17 protein-coding genes and 1 pseudogene are annotated in these 18,973 nt (G+C 64.6%); 15 read left to right on the top strand and 3 right to left on the bottom strand.

All coding sequences use genetic code 11. The features are described from left to right. The first annotated feature begins 32 nt into the window (after nucleotides 1-32). The 7 genes and pseudogenes from ACR64R_RS17675 (at nucleotide 33) to ACR64R_RS17645 (ending at nucleotide 6,765) form a co-directional block, all read left to right on the top strand. A complete protein-coding gene (locus tag ACR64R_RS17675) occupies nucleotides 33-653 on the top strand; it encodes a ribonuclease D (protein WP_487357619.1) in 621 nt (206 codons plus the stop codon). Nucleotides 654-723: 70 nt separating this feature from the next. Next, a complete protein-coding gene (locus ACR64R_RS17670) occupies nucleotides 724-924 on the top strand; it encodes a hypothetical protein (RefSeq protein ID WP_487357618.1) in 201 nt (66 codons plus the stop codon). Nucleotides 925-1,034: 110 nt separating this feature from the next. Further along, nucleotides 1,035-1,289 carry a GlsB/YeaQ/YmgE family stress response membrane protein gene (locus ACR64R_RS17665; protein WP_042640778.1) on the top strand — a complete coding sequence of 85 codons (255 nt, stop codon included), beginning with the start codon at nucleotides 1,035-1,037 and terminating at the stop codon, nucleotides 1,287-1,289. Between the two features lie 27 nt (nucleotides 1,290-1,316). Next, a complete protein-coding gene (locus ACR64R_RS17660) occupies nucleotides 1,317-1,463 on the top strand; it encodes a hypothetical protein (protein ID WP_487357617.1) in 147 nt (48 codons plus the stop codon). 44 nt (nucleotides 1,464-1,507) lie between these two features. Further along, entirely contained in the window at nucleotides 1,508-3,475 is a 1,968-nt protein-coding gene (locus ACR64R_RS17655) for an acyltransferase family protein (protein ID WP_487357616.1), read from the top strand. 196 nt (nucleotides 3,476-3,671) lie between these two features. Continuing rightward, nucleotides 3,672-5,951 carry a transglycosylase domain-containing protein gene (locus ACR64R_RS17650; RefSeq protein ID WP_487357615.1) on the top strand — a complete coding sequence of 760 codons (2,280 nt, stop codon included), beginning with the start codon at nucleotides 3,672-3,674 and terminating at the stop codon, nucleotides 5,949-5,951. A 63-nt stretch (nucleotides 5,952-6,014) separates the two neighbouring features. Next, nucleotides 6,015-6,765 (top strand): annotated as a pseudogene (locus tag ACR64R_RS17645) (SDR family NAD(P)-dependent oxidoreductase). Between the two features lie 9 nt (nucleotides 6,766-6,774). On the opposite strand, the gene ACR64R_RS17640 reads toward ACR64R_RS17645, so the two are convergent. After that, nucleotides 6,775-7,692, bottom strand: a complete 918-nt coding sequence (locus ACR64R_RS17640) for a zinc-binding dehydrogenase (RefSeq protein WP_487357614.1) — start codon at nucleotides 7,690-7,692, stop codon at nucleotides 6,775-6,777. Between the two features lie 133 nt (nucleotides 7,693-7,825). On the opposite strand from ACR64R_RS17640, the gene ACR64R_RS17635 reads away from it, so the two are divergent. After that, nucleotides 7,826-8,632 (top strand): AraC family transcriptional regulator, encoded by an 807-nt coding sequence (locus ACR64R_RS17635; RefSeq protein ID WP_487357613.1) that lies wholly within the window; start codon nucleotides 7,826-7,828, stop codon nucleotides 8,630-8,632. A 106-nt stretch (nucleotides 8,633-8,738) separates the two neighbouring features. On the opposite strand, the gene ybaL is transcribed toward ACR64R_RS17635, so the two are convergent. Continuing rightward, nucleotides 8,739-10,529, bottom strand: a complete 1,791-nt coding sequence (gene ybaL / locus ACR64R_RS17630; protein ID WP_487357612.1) for a YbaL family putative K(+) efflux transporter — start codon at nucleotides 10,527-10,529, stop codon at nucleotides 8,739-8,741. A 199-nt stretch (nucleotides 10,530-10,728) separates the two neighbouring features. Then, on the bottom strand, nucleotides 10,729-11,169 hold the full coding sequence (locus tag ACR64R_RS17625) for a baeRF12 domain-containing protein (protein WP_487357611.1): 441 nt from the start codon (nucleotides 11,167-11,169) through the stop codon (nucleotides 10,729-10,731). A gap of 413 nt (nucleotides 11,170-11,582) precedes the next feature. Here ACR64R_RS17625 and cysG point away from each other — a divergent pair, with 413 nt between their 5' ends. The 7 genes from cysG to ACR64R_RS17590 all read left to right on the top strand — a co-directional run bounded on the left by cysG (nucleotide 11,583) and on the right by ACR64R_RS17590 (nucleotide 18,954). Then, a complete protein-coding gene (gene cysG, locus ACR64R_RS17620) occupies nucleotides 11,583-13,031 on the top strand; it encodes a siroheme synthase CysG (protein ID WP_487357610.1) in 1,449 nt (482 codons plus the stop codon). Next, nucleotides 13,028-13,333: a DUF2849 domain-containing protein gene (locus tag ACR64R_RS17615; RefSeq protein WP_487357609.1), complete on the top strand. Its 306-nt coding sequence runs from the start codon at nucleotides 13,028-13,030 to the stop codon at nucleotides 13,331-13,333. Before cysG ends, ACR64R_RS17615 begins: the two co-directional genes overlap by 4 nt. Nucleotides 13,334-13,373: 40 nt before the next feature. Further along, complete coding sequence (locus tag ACR64R_RS17610) at nucleotides 13,374-15,044, top strand: nitrite/sulfite reductase (protein ID WP_487357608.1); 1,671 nt, start codon at nucleotides 13,374-13,376, stop codon at nucleotides 15,042-15,044. Beyond that, nucleotides 15,019-15,783, top strand: coding sequence for a phosphoadenylyl-sulfate reductase (locus tag ACR64R_RS17605; RefSeq protein ID WP_487357607.1), 765 nt, complete (start codon nucleotides 15,019-15,021; stop codon nucleotides 15,781-15,783). Before ACR64R_RS17610 ends, ACR64R_RS17605 begins: the two co-directional genes overlap by 26 nt. 69 nt (nucleotides 15,784-15,852) lie before the next feature. After that, complete coding sequence (locus ACR64R_RS17600) at nucleotides 15,853-16,392, top strand: DUF934 domain-containing protein (protein WP_487357606.1); 540 nt, start codon at nucleotides 15,853-15,855, stop codon at nucleotides 16,390-16,392. A gap of 151 nt (nucleotides 16,393-16,543) precedes the next feature. Beyond that, the gene (locus ACR64R_RS17595) at nucleotides 16,544-18,151 is read left to right on the top strand and encodes a GMC family oxidoreductase (RefSeq protein WP_487357605.1); all 1,608 of its coding nucleotides are present in this window, start codon (nucleotides 16,544-16,546) and stop codon (nucleotides 18,149-18,151) included. Nucleotides 18,152-18,333: 182 nt separating this feature from the next. Further along, nucleotides 18,334-18,954, top strand: coding sequence for a DJ-1/PfpI family protein (locus tag ACR64R_RS17590; RefSeq protein WP_487357604.1), 621 nt, complete (start codon nucleotides 18,334-18,336; stop codon nucleotides 18,952-18,954). The last annotated feature ends 19 nt before the right edge of the window (nucleotides 18,955-18,973 follow it).

Here is an 18,973-nt window from a genome sequence, read left to right as displayed (position 1 = left end):
AGGACGGTCCATGTCGCGACCCGGAGAAGACAATGACCGATATCCGTTTCCATAAGAATGACCTGCCGGACCTGTCACGCTACAATGTCGGGGCAGTAGCCATCGACACGGAAACGCTGGGCTTGAACCCGCATCGCGACCGGCTCTGCGTGGTGCAGATCTCGCCCGGCGACGGCAGCGCCGACGTCATCCAGATCGCGCCAGGCCAGAAGAAGGCGCCGAACCTCGTCAGCCTGCTCAAGAACCGCGCGATCACCAAGCTGTTTCATTACGGCCGCTTCGACATCGCCGTGCTCTACAATGCCTTCGGCGTGATGGCGGAGCCGGTGTTCTGCACCAAGATCGCCTCGCGGCTCACCCGCACCTATACCGACCGCCACGGGTTGAAGGACCTGTGCAACGAACTGCTCGGCGTCGGCCTGTCCAAGGCGCAGCAATCCTCGGACTGGGCAGCGGAAACGCTCTCGCCCGAACAGCTCGAATATGCCGCCTCCGATGTCCTCTATCTGCATCGACTGCGCGAGGTGCTGGCGGTGCGGCTGGCGCGCGAAAACCGCACCAAGGAGGCGGACGCTTGCTTCCGTTTCCTGCCGACGCGCGCCAGGCTCGACCTGATGGGCTGGGCGGAGGAAGATATCTTCGCGCATAGCTGACGGAACCGGGCGCGTCCAGGTACGTTCCTGGCGGCTCATGGAAGAGCAGCGGGCTCATGGAGGGAGTGAGATGGCAGAGCGCAAACCGATAGAAAGCGCGCCCAAGGACGGCTCGAAGGTCAGCATCCTGTGGAAGGACGGCGACGGCGTCGTCAATGAATCCATCGGTCAGTATCGTGACGGCGGCTGGTGGGTCTACACGGACAGCGACACGCAAAAGAAGGTCGATCCGACGAGCTGGCGGCCCGCATCGGGGGACGACGACGAATGAAGCTGGCGCTGGCGAGGCCGGCCGCTTTCAAATAGGTTCGATCCGTCGCAGTCGGAGGCCGATTCGGGGCGCATTGCTTCGTTGGTCCTCCGCTCATGGAGGGATTGGCAATGGGAATTGAAAGCCTGCTCGTCTTCATAATCATCGGTGCGATCGCCGGCTGGCTTGCCGGCCTGATCGTCAAGGGTTTCGGCTTCGGACTGGTCGGCAACATCGTCGTCGGCATCGTCGGCGCCCTGATCGCCGGCTGGATCTTTCCGAGGCTGGGCTTTGCCGTAGGCGGTGGCATCCTTGCCGCGATCATCCACGCCACCATCGGCGCGGTGGTCCTGCTGGTGCTGATCAAGCTGGTGAAACAGGCCTGATCTTCCAGCAGGCATAGGGGACGCGCCATGAAGCAGAATATGTTCTATGTCATCATCGGCGCCCTCGTGGTCGTGGTCTTAGCGCTCGGCATCTATATCTATCGCGAGCAGACCAGGCCGAAAGGCGTCGAGCTCAAGATCGACGACAAGGGTATTTCGATCCAGCAGAATTGATCACGGGTGGCCTGCCGCCGACGCCGTGAGGGGCCAGACTGACTTTGCGAGACGACATTGCGTCGGGGGGATTCCGGCCGGAGATACAGGGGCTGCGTGGGCTCGCCGTGGCCTTTGTGGTGATCTTCCACATCTGGCCGGCAGCGCTTCCCGGCGGCTATGTCGGCGTCGACATCTTCTTCGTCATCTCCGGGTTCCTCATCACCGGCCTGCTCACCCGCATGGCGCTCAGCGAGGGCGGCATCTCGCTGATTAGCTTTTACACGCGCCGGGTCAGGCGGCTGCTGCCGGCGGCGATCGTCACACTTTTGGTCACGCTCGCGGGAACGCTGCTGTTCGTGTCGGACGCCTGGTGGGAAGAGACCGCCAGGCAGGTGATTGCGAGCGCGCTGTACGTTCAGAACTGGCGGCTTGCCGGGCAGGCCGTGGACTACCTCGGCGCCGAGGACGCGCCGAGCCCGGTGCAGCATTTCTGGTCGCTGTCGATCGAGGAACAGTTCTACATCGCCTGGCCGGTGCTGATGATCGCGGCGCTGTGGTGGGCCAGGCGTCGCGGGCACTCGCCGGTGCAAATGCTCACCTTCGTGCTCGGCGTGATCCTGGGGGGCTCGCTCGCGGCTTCGGTCGTTCTCACCCGATCCGATCCGGCATGGGCCTATTTCGTGACCCACACGCGGATGTGGGAACTGGCCCTGGGCGGGCTCCTGGCGCTGGGCCTCGACCGGTTCCACCCGAGCGCGGGCGTGCGGACGGCCATGGCTGTCGCCGGCATATCGGCGGCGCTTGCATCAGCTATGCTGTTTTCAAGGTCGACCGATTTTCCGGGCTTCAAGGCGCTCCTGCCGACGCTGGGCGCGGCTTTGATCGTGGCGGCCGGCGCCATACGCATCGGCCGCTTCCGTGGCCTGGATATCGCCGCGCTGCGCTATATCGGCGATCGTTCCTATTCGGTCTATCTGTGGCACTGGCCGCTGATCATCTTCTATGTGGCGCAGCGCGGCGAGGTCGGCCTTGTCGGCGGCGCAGCCCTGATCGTCGCGACCCTGTTCGTTTCGGAGCTCTCCTATCGCTTCATCGAACAGCCCTATCGCCATTCGCGATCATCCCTGGAATGGCGGCCGCTGATCGACGGCACGGTGGCCGTGGGCTTGTGCGTGGCGATGGCCGGCGGACTCGTCTACGCGATCGACCGGCGGCCCATAGATACCAGTCTGATCGGAACCCCGAAATATCCGGGGCCGGCCGCCTTGCTGTCGAATGCTGCCGTACCCGAGGGTGTCAGGCCGTTGCCTCCGCTCAGCAAGCTCGGCAGCGACGTGCCCGTCGTCTACAGGATGAGGTGTCATCAGGAGCAGAAGGGCACGGACGCGACCGGTTGCCGGCTCGGCGATCCGGCGGGAACGAGGACCATTGTCGTGATGGGCGATTCCCACGCGGCGCAATGGATACCAGCGGTCGATAAGATAGCCAAAGACAGGAAGTGGAAGCTCATCAGCTTCACCAAGGCGGCATGCCCGGTGACGAGGGTCACCATCCTCGACGGCGGCAAGCCCTATGAGCAATGTGCGCTTTGGCGGGAGAAGGTTCTTGCCGAGATTGCCAAATTGAAGCCCGATCTGGCAATCACCAGCCAGAGCAACTACACCAGCATCGCCCAGGATGCGATGATCGAAGGATTGCGCAGCGTCTGGAGCGAGCTTGCGGATGAGGGCGTGCGCGTCGTCGCGATCCGTAACACGCCTTACAGCCTGTTCGATCCACGCAATTGCCTGGCGACCGATCCCGGCAAGTGCGTCAATCCGCGCAGCGAGGTTGAACGGGAAGACATCTTCGCGCTGGCCGCCCGGTCCGTGACGGGGGTGAGGGTGGTCGACATGAACGACGCGTTGTGCGGCAAGGATCGTTGCCCGGCGGTGGTCGGCAACATCGTCGTGCTGCGCGACAACCATCATCTTACCGCGACCTACGCCCTGGCGCTGGCGCCCTATCTGGCCAAGGCGGCGGGGCTCTGAACGACTGTCCACTCGCAAGACGCAGCGTGCCGCAGGGTAATCCGCCTCACGCCGGACCATACCGCGCGACAGTTAAATCAGAAAACTCTAAGGGTTTTCAAAAGGCTGCATAAACCCTGCTTTAACCCGCCTTTAAACCGCCGCATCTAGTCTTCAACCCGAACGCCATCGGCACCGGGGCAGGCAAGCAGAGCGCATGGCGAACCGCAGGGACAGTCGCATCGAACCGAGCTTCGAGAGTTCGCCGCGCGCGAAGTCCTCCGAAGGCTTTTCGGTGAGCGAGGAGGATCGCGTCGTGCCGCGCACCCGTAAATCCGCTGCAAGAGGCAAATCCGCCAAGGCGAGATCACGCGGTCGCGGCCGCGATCGCAATCGGCGTGGACTGCTCGGTATTGCCACCCGCTTGGTCTATTGGTGCTTCGTGCTGTGCATCTGGGGCGGCATCGCGGTGGCAGGCATCGTCGTCTATTACGGCGCCAAGATGCCAGCGGCGACGACATGGTCGATCCCGGACCGCGCGCCCAACATCAAGATCGTTTCGGTCGATGGCGCGCTGATCGCCAATCGCGGCGCGTCGGGCGGCGAGGCCGTCGGCCTGCACGAAATGTCGCCCTATATCCCGCAAGCCGTCGTCGCCATCGAGGATCGCCGCTTCTATTCGCATTTCGGCATCGACCCGATCGGCCTGTCGCGCGCGATGGCGACCAATCTGCTTGGCGGCCATTTCTCGCAAGGCGGCTCGACGCTGACGCAGCAATTGGCGAAGAACCTGTTCCTGACGCCGGACCGCACGTTGGAGCGCAAGGTCCAGGAAGTGCTGCTGGCGCTCTGGCTCGAGCACAAGCACAGCAAGGACCAGATACTCGAAATGTACCTTAACCGGGTCTATTTCGGCTCGGGCGCCTATGGCGTGGAGGCGGCCTCGCGGCGCTATTTCGGCAAGAGCGCGCGCGACGTGACGCTTTCGGAGGCCGCGTTGCTGGCGGGCCTGCTCAAGGCGCCCTCCAAGCTGTCGCCCGCGCGCGACCCGAAGGCGGCGGAGGAGCGCGCGCAGCTGGTGCTCGCGGCCATGCGCGAGACAGGCAAGATCAGCGACAAGGAATACAAGACGGCGCTGAGCGCACCGGCGACGCGCGCGCCGTCCTACTGGACCGGCTCGGAAAACTACGTCGCCGATACGGTGATGGACGAGCTTCCCGATCTCATCGGCGACGTGCGCGGCGACATCGTCATCAACACCACCGTCGACCTCAACCTGCAGAAGCTTGCCGAACAGTCGATCCGTCGGCTGATCGACGAGAGCGGCAAGAAGCTCAACGTCACACAAGGCGCGCTGGTATCGATCGACGATTCCGGCGCGGTGCGGGCCATGGTCGGCGGCTATGATTATTCGACCAGCCAGTTCGACCGCGCCTCGGAAGCACGCCGGCAGCCAGGCTCGGCTTTCAAGCCCTTCGTCTATATGGCGGCGCTGGAAGCCGGCCGCACGCCCGACAGCATCCGTAACGACGCGCCGATCAAGATCGGCAAATGGACGCCCGACAATTACGGCGGCAAATATTACGGCAAGGTCACGCTGGCGACGGCTCTGGCCAAGTCGCTGAATTCGGTCGCGGCGCAACTCACCATGGAGGTCGGGCCTGACGCCGTGGTGGAAGCCGCGCACCGCATGGGCATCCAGTCCGATCTGCAGGCCAACACCTCGATCGCGCTCGGCACCTCGGAAGTGACGCCGCTGGAGCTGACCTCGGCCTATGTGCCGTTCGCCAATGGCGGCTACAAGCCGGACATCCACTTCATCCAACGCATCACCACAGCGGCCGGCAAGGTGCTCTACGAGAACAGCGGCGGCAGCGCGCCGCGCGTCATCAAGGCCGATATCGTCGGCATGATGAACTCGATGATGACCGGGACGGTCGAGGTCGGTACCGCCAGGAAGGCGGCTTTCAACTGGCCCTCGGCCGGCAAGACCGGCACCAGCCAGAATTCGCGTGACGCCTGGTTTGTCGGCTACACGGCAAATCTGACCACTGGCGTCTGGTTCGGCAATGACGACGGCAGCCCAATGAAGAAGGTCACCGGCGGCGCCCTGCCGGCGCAGGCCTGGCATGAATTCATGGTCGCGGCGCATGAGGGCGTGCCGGTGCGGCCGCTGCCGGGCACCTGGAAGTCGACACCGTCCGACACGATCGTGCCGGACGAGATCCCGTCGGCGGACGCCTCGCAGCCCGCTCCCGCGCCACCGGCCGCCGTCGGCCGGTCACAGACGGCAGCTCCATCGCAGCCTGTCGCCCAGGCGCCGGCACGCCCGGCGCGGACCGCGCAACCGGCCGAGACGGTCGATGCGAGCGGCTTCGACATGCCGAGCGACAGCGGATCGACTGCCTCGATCAAGCATCCGGTGCCGCCCGGCGAGGTCGGTGGGCCAACCAGGAAGCGCCGAACCTCGATCCTCGATATCTTAAGCGGCGGTTGAAGCGGCACTTCGCCTCTCGCTATCAACGGCGCCTTCGGCTACATGTCCGGCCGGAGACAAACCATGGTCGAGACCGACAGCAGAAAAACCATCGTGCTCACCGGCGCCAGCCGCGGCATCGGCCATGCCACCGTGAAGCGCTTTTCGCGCGAGGGCTGGCGCGTCATCACCTGTTCGCGCCAGGCCTTTGCCGAGGACTGCCCGTGGCCTGCAGGACCGGAGGACCACATCAAGGTCGATCTCGCCGATCAGGAGGATGTCGGCGTTGCGGTCTCGGAGAATCCGCCATCGCCTCGAGGCGCATGGCGGGCAACTCAATGCGCTGGTCAACAATGCCGGTATCTCGCCCAAGTTGAGGGATGGCAGCCGGATGAATTCGATCGAGACGCCGATGCATGTCTGGCGCGACGTCTTCCAGGTCAATTTCTTCGCGCCGATCATGCTGGCGCGAGGCCTTTTCAAGGAACTGGCCGCGGCGAAGGGCTCTATCGTAAACGTCACCTCGATAGCCGGCACGCGCGTGCATCCCTTCGCCGGCACGGCCTATGCGACGTCGAAGGCGGCGCTCGGCTCGCTGACGCGCGAGATGGCGCATGACTTCGGCCCGCACGGCATCCGCGTCAACGCCATCGCTCCGGGCGAGATCGACACCGCGATCCTGTCGCCCGGCACCGACAAGATCGTCGAGACGATCCCGCTGAGAAGGTTGGGCGCCACGTCGGAAGTCGCAGACATCATCTTCTTCCTGTGTTCCAGCCAAGCGTCCTATGTGACCGGCTCGGAAATCCACATCAATGGCGGCCAGCACGTGTGAGCCGCTGACTCAAGCCACGGTGAGAACAGCCTTGCCGCTGAAGCTGCGCTGCCGCAGGGCGTCCAGAGCCTGGTCGATGTCCGTCCAAGGCATGGTCATGGCCACGCGGGTTTCGAGCCTGCCGGCTGCGACCAGATCGAGCAGCGCGGCGATGTCGTCGCCGATGGCGGAGCCGGACGCGTAATAGGCGAAGGTTTGAAGCCTAGCTCCCTCGTGGCCTGGAACGAACTGACGGAAGCCGACCGGTGCGAGCTCGCCGCTGCTCGAGCCGAACATGACGATTGTTCCGCCCGGCGCGATGCGCTCGATTGCCCCGGCGAGGCTTTTGCCGCCCACCGATTCGGTGATCAGTGAGAATAGGCCCTCGGCCAGTTCGATCGACTCGACCACTTGCGCGGCGCCGATCCGACGAAGATCGTCATGGTGCCGGGGGGAGGCGACCGCCGTCACCGAAGCGCCTTGCTCGCGAGCAATCTGTATCTGGAAGCGGCCGACCGCACCGCTTGCACCGGTTATCAGGACCCGCTGGCCGGCGAGCTCGCCGCCATGGCGCAACGTCCGCAGCGCCGTCGTGCCCGCGACCGGCAGCGTGGCGGCGGAAGCAAAGCGTACGCCCTCTGGCAGGACGGCAAGGCGGTCGGTCGGAACGGCGACACGCTCAGCCCAGCCGGCCTGGTCGACCAAGGCCGCAACACGCGTGCCGGCGGCCGGGCCGGAGCCGTCGGTCGCCGCGCGCTCGACGATTCCAACGACGTCCTGCCCGGGTATGAAGCCGTTCGGGCGGATGGCGAGCAGGCGCAACTCGCCGCGATTGAGCGAGGTTGCGTGGAGCGAGACTAGGGCCTCGTTCGCCAAGGGCCTGGGTTCCTGAAACTCGGCAAGCTCCAGGCCCGTAGAGCTGTCGAGGGACGTGACCAAGGCGAGCATGGAGGCGTACCTTCCTGCAGATTTGCGCGGCGCCAACGCGAGACGTTGCCCGCAAGAACAGACAGGAACCTATCGACTTCCCCAGCCGAAGAATTTAGCTATTAGGGCGATCAATCACTGAAAGTAGTCAATCGTGCGACAACCGCTCCACTGGCCCTGGCTGGACTTCGATGTCGATGACGTCCTGGCACCGGCGATTTCGGTCCGCGTCGACGTGACCGAGACCCGGGCCGAGGTGTCCGAGCACTGGCATCGCAAGGGACAACTCGTCTTCGCGCTAGGCGGCGGCGTCACCTGCCGTGTCCCCGGTGGTCTTTGGATGGTGCCGCCGCATTGCGGCGTGTGGATCCCCGGCGCCATGCGGCACAGCAACATCGCGACGGCCAATGCGCGTATCTTCTTCGTCTATATCGAGCCCGCCGCCGCCGACCTGCCGGACCGGTGCTGCACGCTTTCGATCTCGCCGCTTCTGCGCGAGCTGATCATCGAACTGTCGGAGTGTGCGCCGGACGACGCGCGATGCGATTTCCTGGGGAGCGTCCTGCTCGCCGAGCTGCCGCGCATGCCTGTGCAGCAATTGCACCTGCCGATCTCGTCCGAGCCGCGGCTAAGGCGCATCGCAGAGGCGCTGGCCGACGATCCCGCCGATCGCAGCACGCTGGAGGAGTGGGCAAACCGCTTGGCGCTCAGCGAAAGCAGCCTGGCGCGCCTCGTCGTCAAGGAGACGGGCCTAAGCTTCGGCCGTTGGCGCCAGCAACTGCATCTGATCGTCGCACTCAGGGAATTGTCCGCCGGCGCCAGCGTGCAGCAGGTGTCGGGCGACCTCGGCTATGGTTCCGTCACCGCCTTCATCACCATGTTCAAGAAAGCGCTGGGCAAGCCGCCGGCAAGATATCTCAGCGACATCGCGCAAAATGGCGGCTCCGCGTTCGTGGGCTAAAGCGCGTCGCCGAACCGGATTCAGCTGATGGGCTTCAGGTCTTTGTCGGTGCATGTCGTTGTCCCCGCACGGCTGCATGGTTCTGGCATACATGCATTGGCAAGCGTCAGGCGGGCTGCGGGCTGATCTCCGCGGCCGGCCCGGCCGTCTTGCCGGACACCACCTCGACGATGCCGCGGGCGATCTCACGCTCCCCCATGATCACGGTGTCGGCGCCCAGGTTCTTCAGATGCTCGACCTCGGCGTCGGAATGAGCGCGTGCGATGACATTGATCGCGGGATTGGCCGCCCGCGCTCGAAGCACGATCTGCCCCGCCTCGAAGGCGTTGGGGATAGCGAGGATCAGCCGCTTTGCGCCTTCCGGGTTGGCGGCGGCGAAGACGTCCGCATTGGCGGCGTTGCCGGCGACGGTCTCCACGCCGTCGGCCTTCAGCTTCGCCAGCGTCTTGTCGGCATCCTCGACGACCAGGAAGGGCAGGGCAGCCTCCTTCAGGGCGGCGCCGACAAGGCTGCCGACGCGGCCGTAGCCGATGAGGATGGAATGACCGGTCAGCGTCGTGCGCGCCGGCGGCCCATCCTCTTTCGACCGCGCCACCGCAACCGAGGCGACATGGCCGGGCTCCGTGGCCGGACCGATGGGCCTCGCCTCCTCGGCCGGTCGCGTCTTGCCGTTGCGCTTTTCCAGCCATGGTTTCAGGCGGTCCAATGCGAGGAACATCAGCGGGTTGAGCAGTATCGACAGGATCGCGCCGGCCAGTATCAGATCGCGGCCTTGCTCCGGCAACAGCTTCAGTCCGACGCCAAGCTCGGCCAGGATGAAGGAGAATTCGCCGATCTGGGCAAGGCTCGCGGAAATCATCAGCGCTGTCACGATGGGAAAGCGGAAGGCGATGACGATGACGAAAGCGGCGAGCGACTTGCCTATGACGATGATGGCCAACGTGGCGAGGATCGGCAATCCGTTGCTGATGAGGCTCGAGGGGTCGAACAGCATGCCGACCGAAACGAAGAACAGCACCGAGAAGGCATCGCGCAACGGCAGCGATTCTTCCGCCGCGCGGTGGCTGAGCTCGGACTCGCTCATGATCATGCCGGCGAAGAAGGCGCCGAGCGCCAGCGAAACGCCGAACAGCTTTGCCGCGCCGAAGGCGACGCCGAGCGCGATGGCAAGCACCGAGAGCCGGAACAGTTCCCGAGAACCGGTATGGGCGACGTAGTGCAGGATCCACGGGATCACCCTGCGGCCGACCACCAGCATGACGACGACGAATGCCGCGACTTTGGCGAGCGTGACACCGACCACGCCCCATATGCCATAACTGGCCGGCAGCGAGAGCAGGCTCGCATGATCTTCCACCAGCGGCTGGCCGCCGAGCACGCCGGCGAGCGCGGGCAGCAGCACCAGCGCCAGCACCATGGCGAGGTCCTCGACGATCAGCCAACCGACCGCGATGCGGCCGCGTTCGGTCTCGATCAGCCGCCGCTCCTGCAGGGCGCGCAAGAGCACCACGGTCGAGGCTACCGAAAGCGCCAAGCCGAACACCAGGCCCGCGCCCAGCGACCAGCCGAGCATCCAGGCAAGCCCCACGCCAAGCAGCGTCGCAAAGCCGATCTGCACGATCGCGCCCGGCACGGCGATGGCACGGACGGACAGAAGATCCTTCAGCGAAAAATGCAGGCCGACGCCGAACATCAGCAGGATGACGCCGATCTCGGCGAGTTCGTTGGCAAGGCTGGCATCGGCGACGAAGCCAGGCGTGTTCGGTCCGACAAGGACACCGGCGACAAGATAGCCGACAAGCGGCGGAATACGGAAACGATTGGCTAAAGCCCCGAAGATGAAAGCCAGCCCCAGACCGGCGACGATGGTGGCGATAAGGGGCGTGTCATGCGGCATTGTCTTTTGCGCGCCTTTCGGAAAATCGCGATGTCGGATGGGCGCCCGCCGAGGCCGTCGCCTTCGGCAATATGGTTGACGGAGCGGTGATCATGCAACCACCGATGCGCAGAAATCGACGTCAACCGGAAAAATCCGTACCAATGCGACAAAGAGACGATTGGGAAACGCGACCCAGCCTCGAAACCGCTTCGTTGCCTTATGCCGGTTGCAACAGGCTCTCGATGTCGGAAATGGTGTGTCTGGTGAGCGTTTTCGGGATCTCGGCCTGGACCTTCTCGCTGACTTCCTTGTGCAGCTTCTGTCGCATCTCGCCAAGCACCTGCGGCGGCGCGATCAGCACCAACTCGTCGAACGCGCCGCGATGCGCAAGCTTGTAGAGCCGTTCGGCGATCTCGGCGGCGAAACGCTCCTTGCCGAGGCGGTGCCAATCGGTTTCTTCGACCGCGCTGCGGGGGCCTTCGTTGCTCTGGCGGCCCGGCTTGTCGGTGCCTTGCTCGCGCGTTGCCGGGTTCTCCTGCTCCATCTCCTGCACCACTTCCAGGTTTGGGAACTTGTTGTCGCCCTTGTTGCGCAGGCAGAGGGCCTTTTCGCCATCGGCCACGATGACCCACAATCCGTGTTTCAGCTTGACGTTCATGGCGCTTCTCCTTGCTTGTGCGCTGGGGATCGGTCGAACCGAGCGTCGACAGAACGGGTGCTATGCAAACGATACTCGAAGGACGATTGTTCCGATCCACAGGGGGGTCCCGATCGCTTGACGCAGGTAGGCTTGAGCTCGATGCAGCAAGGCCGGCTTTAATCTACTAAATTGGTAGAATTTAGAAAAAACTGTTTTGCCGTTTTTTGAGCCCAAGGGAAAAGTTGCGGCCTATCAAGGCGCTTCCGCCAGACGATCTGCCGGTCTCGGCTAAGCAGTAGAAATTTATTCTCCTGCCCTTAGTGGCTGCGAAAAAGCGATTGCCTGCCGTTCGGTGATGCGCGAGTGATTGCCTTCTGGTTTTCGGCGTGGCCGCGTAAAACTGCCAAACTGTTCCAATATTGCTCATCGCCATGTCGTCAGCCAACGCCAAACTCAATGCCTTTCCCGTCTTCATGCGGGTCGACGGCGAAGCCGTGGTCATCGTCGGCAATGGCGAGGAAGCGCTTGCCAAGGCGCGGCTGGTTTCCCAATCGAGCGCTGTGCTGCGCATCGTTGCCGAGGACGCCGATCCCGGCCTGCTGCAGTTCATCGCATCGGCCGGAGCCGTTCACACCAAGGCTCCGTATGAGGCGGCCCATCTCCACGGTGCCGTGCTGGTGTTCGCGGCCAGCGGCGACGAGGTGCTGGACCGCCGCGTCGTCGAGGACGCGCGCCGGTTGGGCATTCCGGTCAACGCGGTCGACCAGCCCGACTTGTGTGATTTCTACACACCGGCTCTGGTCAATCGGGCGCCGGTCGCCATCGCCATCGGTACCGAGGGCGCCGGACCGGTTCTGGCGCAGATGCTGCGTGGACGCATCGACCGCATGCTGTCGCCGTCGCTGGGTCGGCTGGCGGCGCTTGCCGCGTCGTTTCGCACCGCCGCCGAGACGCTGCCGAAGGGTAATCGCCGCCGGCGCTTCTGGAGCGAGTTCTTCGCCGGCGCGCCGGCCAAGGCAATCGAGGCCGGGGAGTTCGCCGAGGCCCATGGCGCGGCGCTCGATCTTTTGACCGCGAATGGTCCGGCCAGGGGCCATATTGCGCTGGTCGGCGCAGGTCCGGGCGCGGAGGACCTTTTGACGCTGCGCGCGCATCGCCTGCTGATGGAAGCCGACGTCATCGTCCACGACGCGCTTGTGCCTGAGGCCATCGTCGCGATGGGCCGCCGCGACGCCGAGCGTCTGTCCGTCGGCAAGCGCAAGGGTTGCCACACCAAGAGCCAGGATGAGATCAATGCCCTGCTCATCGAACTCGGCCGCGCCGGCAAGCGCGTGGTGCGCTTGAAGTCCGGCGATCCGCTGGTGTTCGGCCGGGCGGGCGAGGAGATGGCCGCGCTGCGTGGCGCCGGCATTGCCTACGAGGTGGTTCCGGGCGTTACCGCCGCCTTCGCAGCCGCCGCGGATTTCGAATTGCCTCTGACGCTGCGCGGCGTTTCGTCCTCGATGGTGTTCACCACCGGCCACGATCTCAAGGGCAACTCGCTGCCCGACTGGGCGAAGCTCGCGATTTCGGGCGCCACCGTCGCCGTCTATATGGGCCGCTCGGTCGCGGCCGAGGTTGCCGGCCGGCTGATCGAGGCGGGGCTGTCGCCGGACACCGCCGTTGCCGTCGTCGAGAATGCCAGCCTGAGCAGCCGGCGGCGCTTCCATGGCACGCTCGCCGACCTGCCGTCGCTGGAAGCGCGCGCCGATCTTACCGGGCCGGTCATGACGATCATCGGCGACGCGGTCGCCGGCGCCAATCTCGAAGGTTCCGAGCCGCTCGCGGCACATAGACATGAGATTGCGGCCAATCCGGCCGACGAGGGAGTTGAACAATGAAGGTTCTGACCGCGAACAGGCTCTCCGACGGCATTGCCGTCTGGTATGCCGATGGCGGCTGGGCGGAGACCGTCGGCCATGCCGACATCGCCAACGACAAGACGGCGGAGGACCGGCTCGAAGCCATCGGCGCCGCCGCCTCGGCCAACAATGAAGTGGTCGACGTCAACCTCATCGACGTGACCGTGGTCGACGGTCTGGTCGAGCCGGCTAGGCTGCGCGAGAAAATCCGCGCCGCGGGTCCCACCATCCGAACCGACCTCGGGAAGCAGGCGAACCCGGAAGCCGCCCGGGCGGCGTAGAGCATCAGGAAGCGGGCGAACGCGCCCGGAAAGACGAAGCATGTACCGTTACGACGAGTTCGACCAGGATTTCGTTCACGCCCGCGTCGCCGAGTTCAGCGACCAGGTGCAGCGCCGGCTTGCCGGCGAAATCACCGAGGACCAGTTCCGGCCGCTCAGGCTGATGAACGGCGTCTACCTGCAACTCCATGCCTATATGCTGCGCATCGCGGTGCCCTACGGCACGCTGAACAGCCGGCAATTGCGCATGCTCGGACACATCGCCCGCAAATATGACAAGGGCTACGGCCATTTCACCACGCGCCAGAACATCCAGTTCAACTGGCCGGCGCTGTCGGATATCCCGGCGATCCTGGCAGACCTTGCCAGCGTCGAGATGCACGCCATCCAGACCAGCGGCAATTGCATCCGCAATGTCACCGCCGATCATTTCGCCGGCGCCGCCGCCGACGAGGTCGCCGATCCGCGCCCCTATGCGGAAATCCTGCGGCAATGGTCGTCGGTACATCCGGAATTCTCGTTCCTGCCGCGCAAGTTCAAGATCGCGGTGACCGGCGCCGAGCGTGATCGCGCCGCCATCCAGACCCACGACATAGGCCTGCACCTGAAGAAGAACGCGGCCGGTGAGCTGGGTTTCGCGGTCTATGTCGGCGGCGGCCAGGGGCGCACGCCCATGGTGGCAAGGAAGATCCGCGACTTCCTGCCGGAAGCCGATCTCTTGTCCTACTGCACGGCGATCCTGCGCGTGTACAACCTCTATGGCCGCCGCGACAACAAGTACAAGGCGCGTATCAAGATCCTGGTCCACGAGACGGGCGTGGAGGAAATCACGCGCCAGATCGAGGCCGAATGGCAGGAGCTCAAGGACGCCGAGCTGAAATTGCCGGCGGCCGACATCGAGGCAATCAACGCCTATTTCGCGCCACCGGCGCTGGTTTCCCGTCCGGAAGGCGATAACGCGGTGAAGCAGGCCCGGCTCGATTCCAGGAGCTTTTCGGAATGGCTCGACCAGAATGTCGTGACACATCGCCATCCCGACTACGCGGCGGTGACGATCTCGCTCAAGGGTATCGGCGAGGTGCCCGGCGACGCCACCGACAGCCAGATGGAAGCGGTGGCCGACATCGCCGAGAAATACGCCTTCGACGAGCTGCGGGTCAGCCACGAGCAGAACCTGATCCTCCCGCATGTCGCGCGAGCCGACCTGAAGGCGGTCTATGACGCGCTGGTCGAGATCGGCCTCGAAACAGCCAATTCCAACCTGATCAGCGACATCATCTCCTGCCCCGGCCTCGACTATTGCGCGCTGGCCACGGCCCGATCGATTCCCATCGCGCAGGAGATCTCGCGCCGCTTCGCCTCGCTGGAGCGGCAGCGCGAGATCGGCGAATTGAAGCTGAAGATCTCCGGCTGCATCAATGCCTGCGGCCATCACCATGTCGGCCATATCGGCATTCTCGGCGTCGAGAAGAAGGGTTCCGAACTCTACCAGGTGACGCTCGGCGGCTCGGCCGACGAGAACACGTCCGTGGGCGAGATCATCGGCCGCGGTTTCTCCTCGGAAGAGATCACCGACGCCATCGAGCAGATCGTCGATACCTATCTCGGCCTTCGGCTCAGTCCCGACGAACGTTTTATCGACGCCTACCGCCGTGTCGGTCCCGCGCCGTTCAAGGAGGCGCTCTATGCTGGCGAAACCAAGGCCGCTTGATCGCATCGTCGATGTCGAGGCCGGCATTGCGGCCGAGGCGGCGGGGCTCGACGCCCTGCTCGGCCATCTCAAGCCGATCGAGATCATCGAGCGCGCGGCGCGCGAATCCTTCCGCGGCGAGGTTGCCGCGGTGTCGTCGTTCGGCGCGGACTCGGCGGTGCTGCTGCATATGATTTCGGAGATCGACCGCTCGCTGCCGGTGATCTTCCTCGATACCGGCAAGCATTTCGAGGAGACGCTTGGCTACCGCGACGCGCTGGTTGCCGATTTCGGCCTGACTGACGTCAGAGTGATCCGGCCGGAAGAAGCGGCGCTCGACCGCGTCGATCCGACCGGCAGGCTGCATGAGACCGACACGGACGCCTGCTGCAACGTGCGCAAGGTCGAGCCGCTGGCGCGGGGCGTGGAGCCGTTCCGCGCCTGGTTCACCGGCCGCAAGCGTTTTCAGGCTTCGACGCGCGCTGCGCTGCCCGTCTTCGAGGCAGTCGGGTCGCGCATCCGCATCAATCCGCTGGCGCATTGGACGACGTCGGACCAGGCCGATTATATGCGCGCGCATGCGCTGCGCGAAAATCCGCTGGTCGCCTACGGCTATCTGTCGATCGGATGTTTCCCTTGCACGCAGCCGGTGCAGCCCGGCGATGACGCGCGCAGCGGCCGCTGGGCGGGGCACGCCAAGACCGAGTGCGGCATCCACCTCTCGGGGCTAGAGAAGTCGCTGACCGACGCCTCGCTTTAGGTTATGTGATATTCGAGTAATGCCGGGCGCGAACGGTGGCCCGCTTCTGTTTGTGCTTTAGGATCTTTGATGACTGGATCGACGACAGCGGGGACTCGCCTCTGGACCCCGAACGGGTTTCGCGAGGATGAGTGGACGCATGCCGAAAGCGCCGAGGCGCTTGCCGGCAATGGCCGCTTCATCCTGACGCTGCAGGTTTTTCTCGGGCTGGATGACGAGGCTCGCAAGTCAGCAAAGGAGCGCCTCGGCGTGTTGCTGCAGCCAGGCGATGAACTCGACAAGATAACCGGCCTGCTGGACCAACTGTCGCTGGTGGCGCTCGCCTTCCCGGCGTTCAATGACGGCCGCTCCTTCTCCAAGGGCGAATTGCTGCGCGCCCGCTACCATTTCGAAGGCGCGGTCCGCGCCACGGGCCAGGTTCTGGTCGACCAGTTGCCGCACATGCTGCGGCTCGGCTTCGACGAGTTCGAGGTCTCCAATCCCGTGCTCTTGAAGCGGCTGGAGGAAGGCCGGACCGGCGGCCTGCCGGTCTATTACCAGCCGGCCGTGGAGCCGGAGCCCAAGGGTCCGAAATATTCCTGGCGACGCAAGCGCGCCGGATCGGAATGACGTTCGGTTGAAGCGTCCTCCTGGTACAGTCCTTCGCTGGAGCATGATCTCTTCGGGATCGTGCTGCGCCTAACGCAGCGGCATCTTTACAAGCATCGCAAGCAGGCATTCTCTCGGGCCACCGGACAGAAAGATCCGCCGGGAGGGAACCATGCGCTACGACTATGTGATTGCCGGCGGCGGCTCCGCCGGCTCGACGCTTGCCGCCAGGCTTTCCGAGGATCCATCGAAGACGGTTTGCCTGCTCGAGGCGGGCGGCGTCGGCAAGGATCTACTGATCCGTGCGCCGGCCGGCATAATCGCGCTGCTGCCCGGCCGCCCGAAGATCAACAACTGGGCTTTCGAGACGGTGCCGCAAGGCGGGTTGGGCGGTCGCCGGGGCTACCAGCCGCGCGGCAAGGCATTGGGCGGATCGAGCGCCATCAACGCCATGCTCTACACGCGCGGCCACCGCCGCGACTATGACGACTGGGCTGAACTCGGCTGCGACGGCTGGTCATGGGACGAGGTACTGCCCTATTTCCGGCGCGCCGAAGACAACCAGCGCGGCGCCGACGCTTTTCATGGCGGCGACGGGCCGCTCAAGGTTGCCGACCAGCAGGAGCCGCGCGCGATTTCCAGGGCTTTCGTCGAGGCTTGCGGCGAAAATCAGATCAGCCGCAACGACGATTTCAACGGGCCGGAGCAGGAAGGGGCCGGCCTATACCAGGTGACGCAGTTCTGGGGCGAGCGCCGTAACGGCGAGCGCTGCTCGGCGGCTGCCGCCTATCTCCACCCGGCAATGGGCCGGCCGAATCTCACCGTCATCACCGGCGCGCATGCGACGGGCATCGTGCTCAATGGCAAGCGCGCCACGGGCCTGCGCTATCGCACCGGTAGAAGCGAGGCTGTGGCAGAGGCAAAGCGCGAGGTGATCCTCTGCGGCGGGGCGTTCGGTTCGCCGCAACTGCTGCTTTTGTCGGGGATCGGTCCGGCGGTCGAGCTTGCGGCGCACGGCATCCCGGTCGTGCACGAGTTGCCCGGCGTCGGCAAAAACCTGCAAGACCATCTTGACTTCATCCTCGCCTGGAAATCGCGGGAGACGGATCTGGTCGGCATCGGCCTCGCCGGCATGTCCGGCCTGGTCCGGCACGCGCTGCGCTGGCGCAGGGACGGCGGCGGCATGATCGCCACGCCCTATGCCGAAGGCGGCGCCTTCCTCAAATCCGATCCGACGATCGAGCGTCCCGACCTGCAACTGCATTTCTGCATCGCCATTGTCGACGACCACGGGCGCAAGCTGCATATGGGCTACGGCTTTTCCTGCCATGTCTGCGTGCTGAGGCCGCATTCGCGCGGCGAGGTCGGGCTGACGAGCGCGGATCCGCTGGCGCCGCCGCGCATCGATCCACGCTTCCTCGAGGACGAGCGCGACGGCGATCTTCTGCTCAAGGGTGTGCGGATCATGCGCGCGATATTGGAGGCGCCGGCGTTGGCGAAGTATCGCGCCAAGGAAATCTACACCGCCGGCGCTGCGAGCGATGCCGAGCTGATGGCGCATATCAGGGCGCGCGCCGACACGATCTATCACCCCGCCGGCACCTGCAAGATGGGTGTCGACGACATGGCCGTGGTCGATCCGCGGCTCAGGGTTCGCGGGCTGGAAGGGCTGCGTGTGGTTGATGCCTCGGTGATGCCGACCTTGATCGGCGGCAACACCAATGCGCCCACGATCATGATCGCGGAGAAGGCGGCGGACCTGATCCGGGCTGCGGCCTGATTTCTGCTCGCTTGGTCCGACCAGCTTCTTTCATTTCCTGTCGCCGCGGAGAAGGCGTCGCCGATTTCGGTCAATCTGGTCAGACCAATCTGCAGTTTATGCTTCTCCTTCCGCTGTCTTGCCTTTAGGATAAGATGATTGTTTTGCGACGAAATAAATAGCCGGCTAAGGGAGGAAACGGCATGGCAGGCAAGAAGATTTTGATGCTCGTAGGCGAGTTCAGCGAGGAATATGAGATTTTCGTCTTTGAACAGGGCATGCACGCGGTTGGGCACACGGTCCATGTCGTCTGCCCCGACAAGAAAGCGGGCGACGTGCTGAAGACCTCGCTTCACGACTTCGAAGGTCACCAGACCTACACGGAAAAGCCCGGCCACGATTACACCCTCAACAAGACCTTCGCCGAGGTGAACCCGGCCGACTACGACGCGGTGTACGCGGCCGGCGGGCGCGGGCCGGAATATATCCGTATCGACAAGCGGGTGCAGTCGCTCGTCAGGCATTTCCACGACACCGGCAAGCCCATCTTCACCATCTGCCACGGCGTGCAGATCCTGATCGCGGTCGATGGGGTTGTGCGCGGCAGGCAAGTGGCGGCGCTGCAATATTGCGAGCCGGAAGTAACGCTCGCCGGCGGCATCTATGTCGATGTCGCCCCGACTGGCGCACATGTCGACGGCAATCTGGTCTCAGCCAAGGGCTGGCCGGGCCTTGCCGCCTTTATGCGCGAATGCCTGAAGGTGCTCGGCACCGAGATCCGCCATGGCGAAGCGCTGATGCGAGACGAGAGGAAGGCGGCCTGAAACTTTGTCGATCGCGGCG

Source organism: Mesorhizobium sp. MC2-1-1 (genome assembly GCF_057597255.1).
This window is presented reverse-complemented; position numbering and strand designations above follow the sequence as displayed.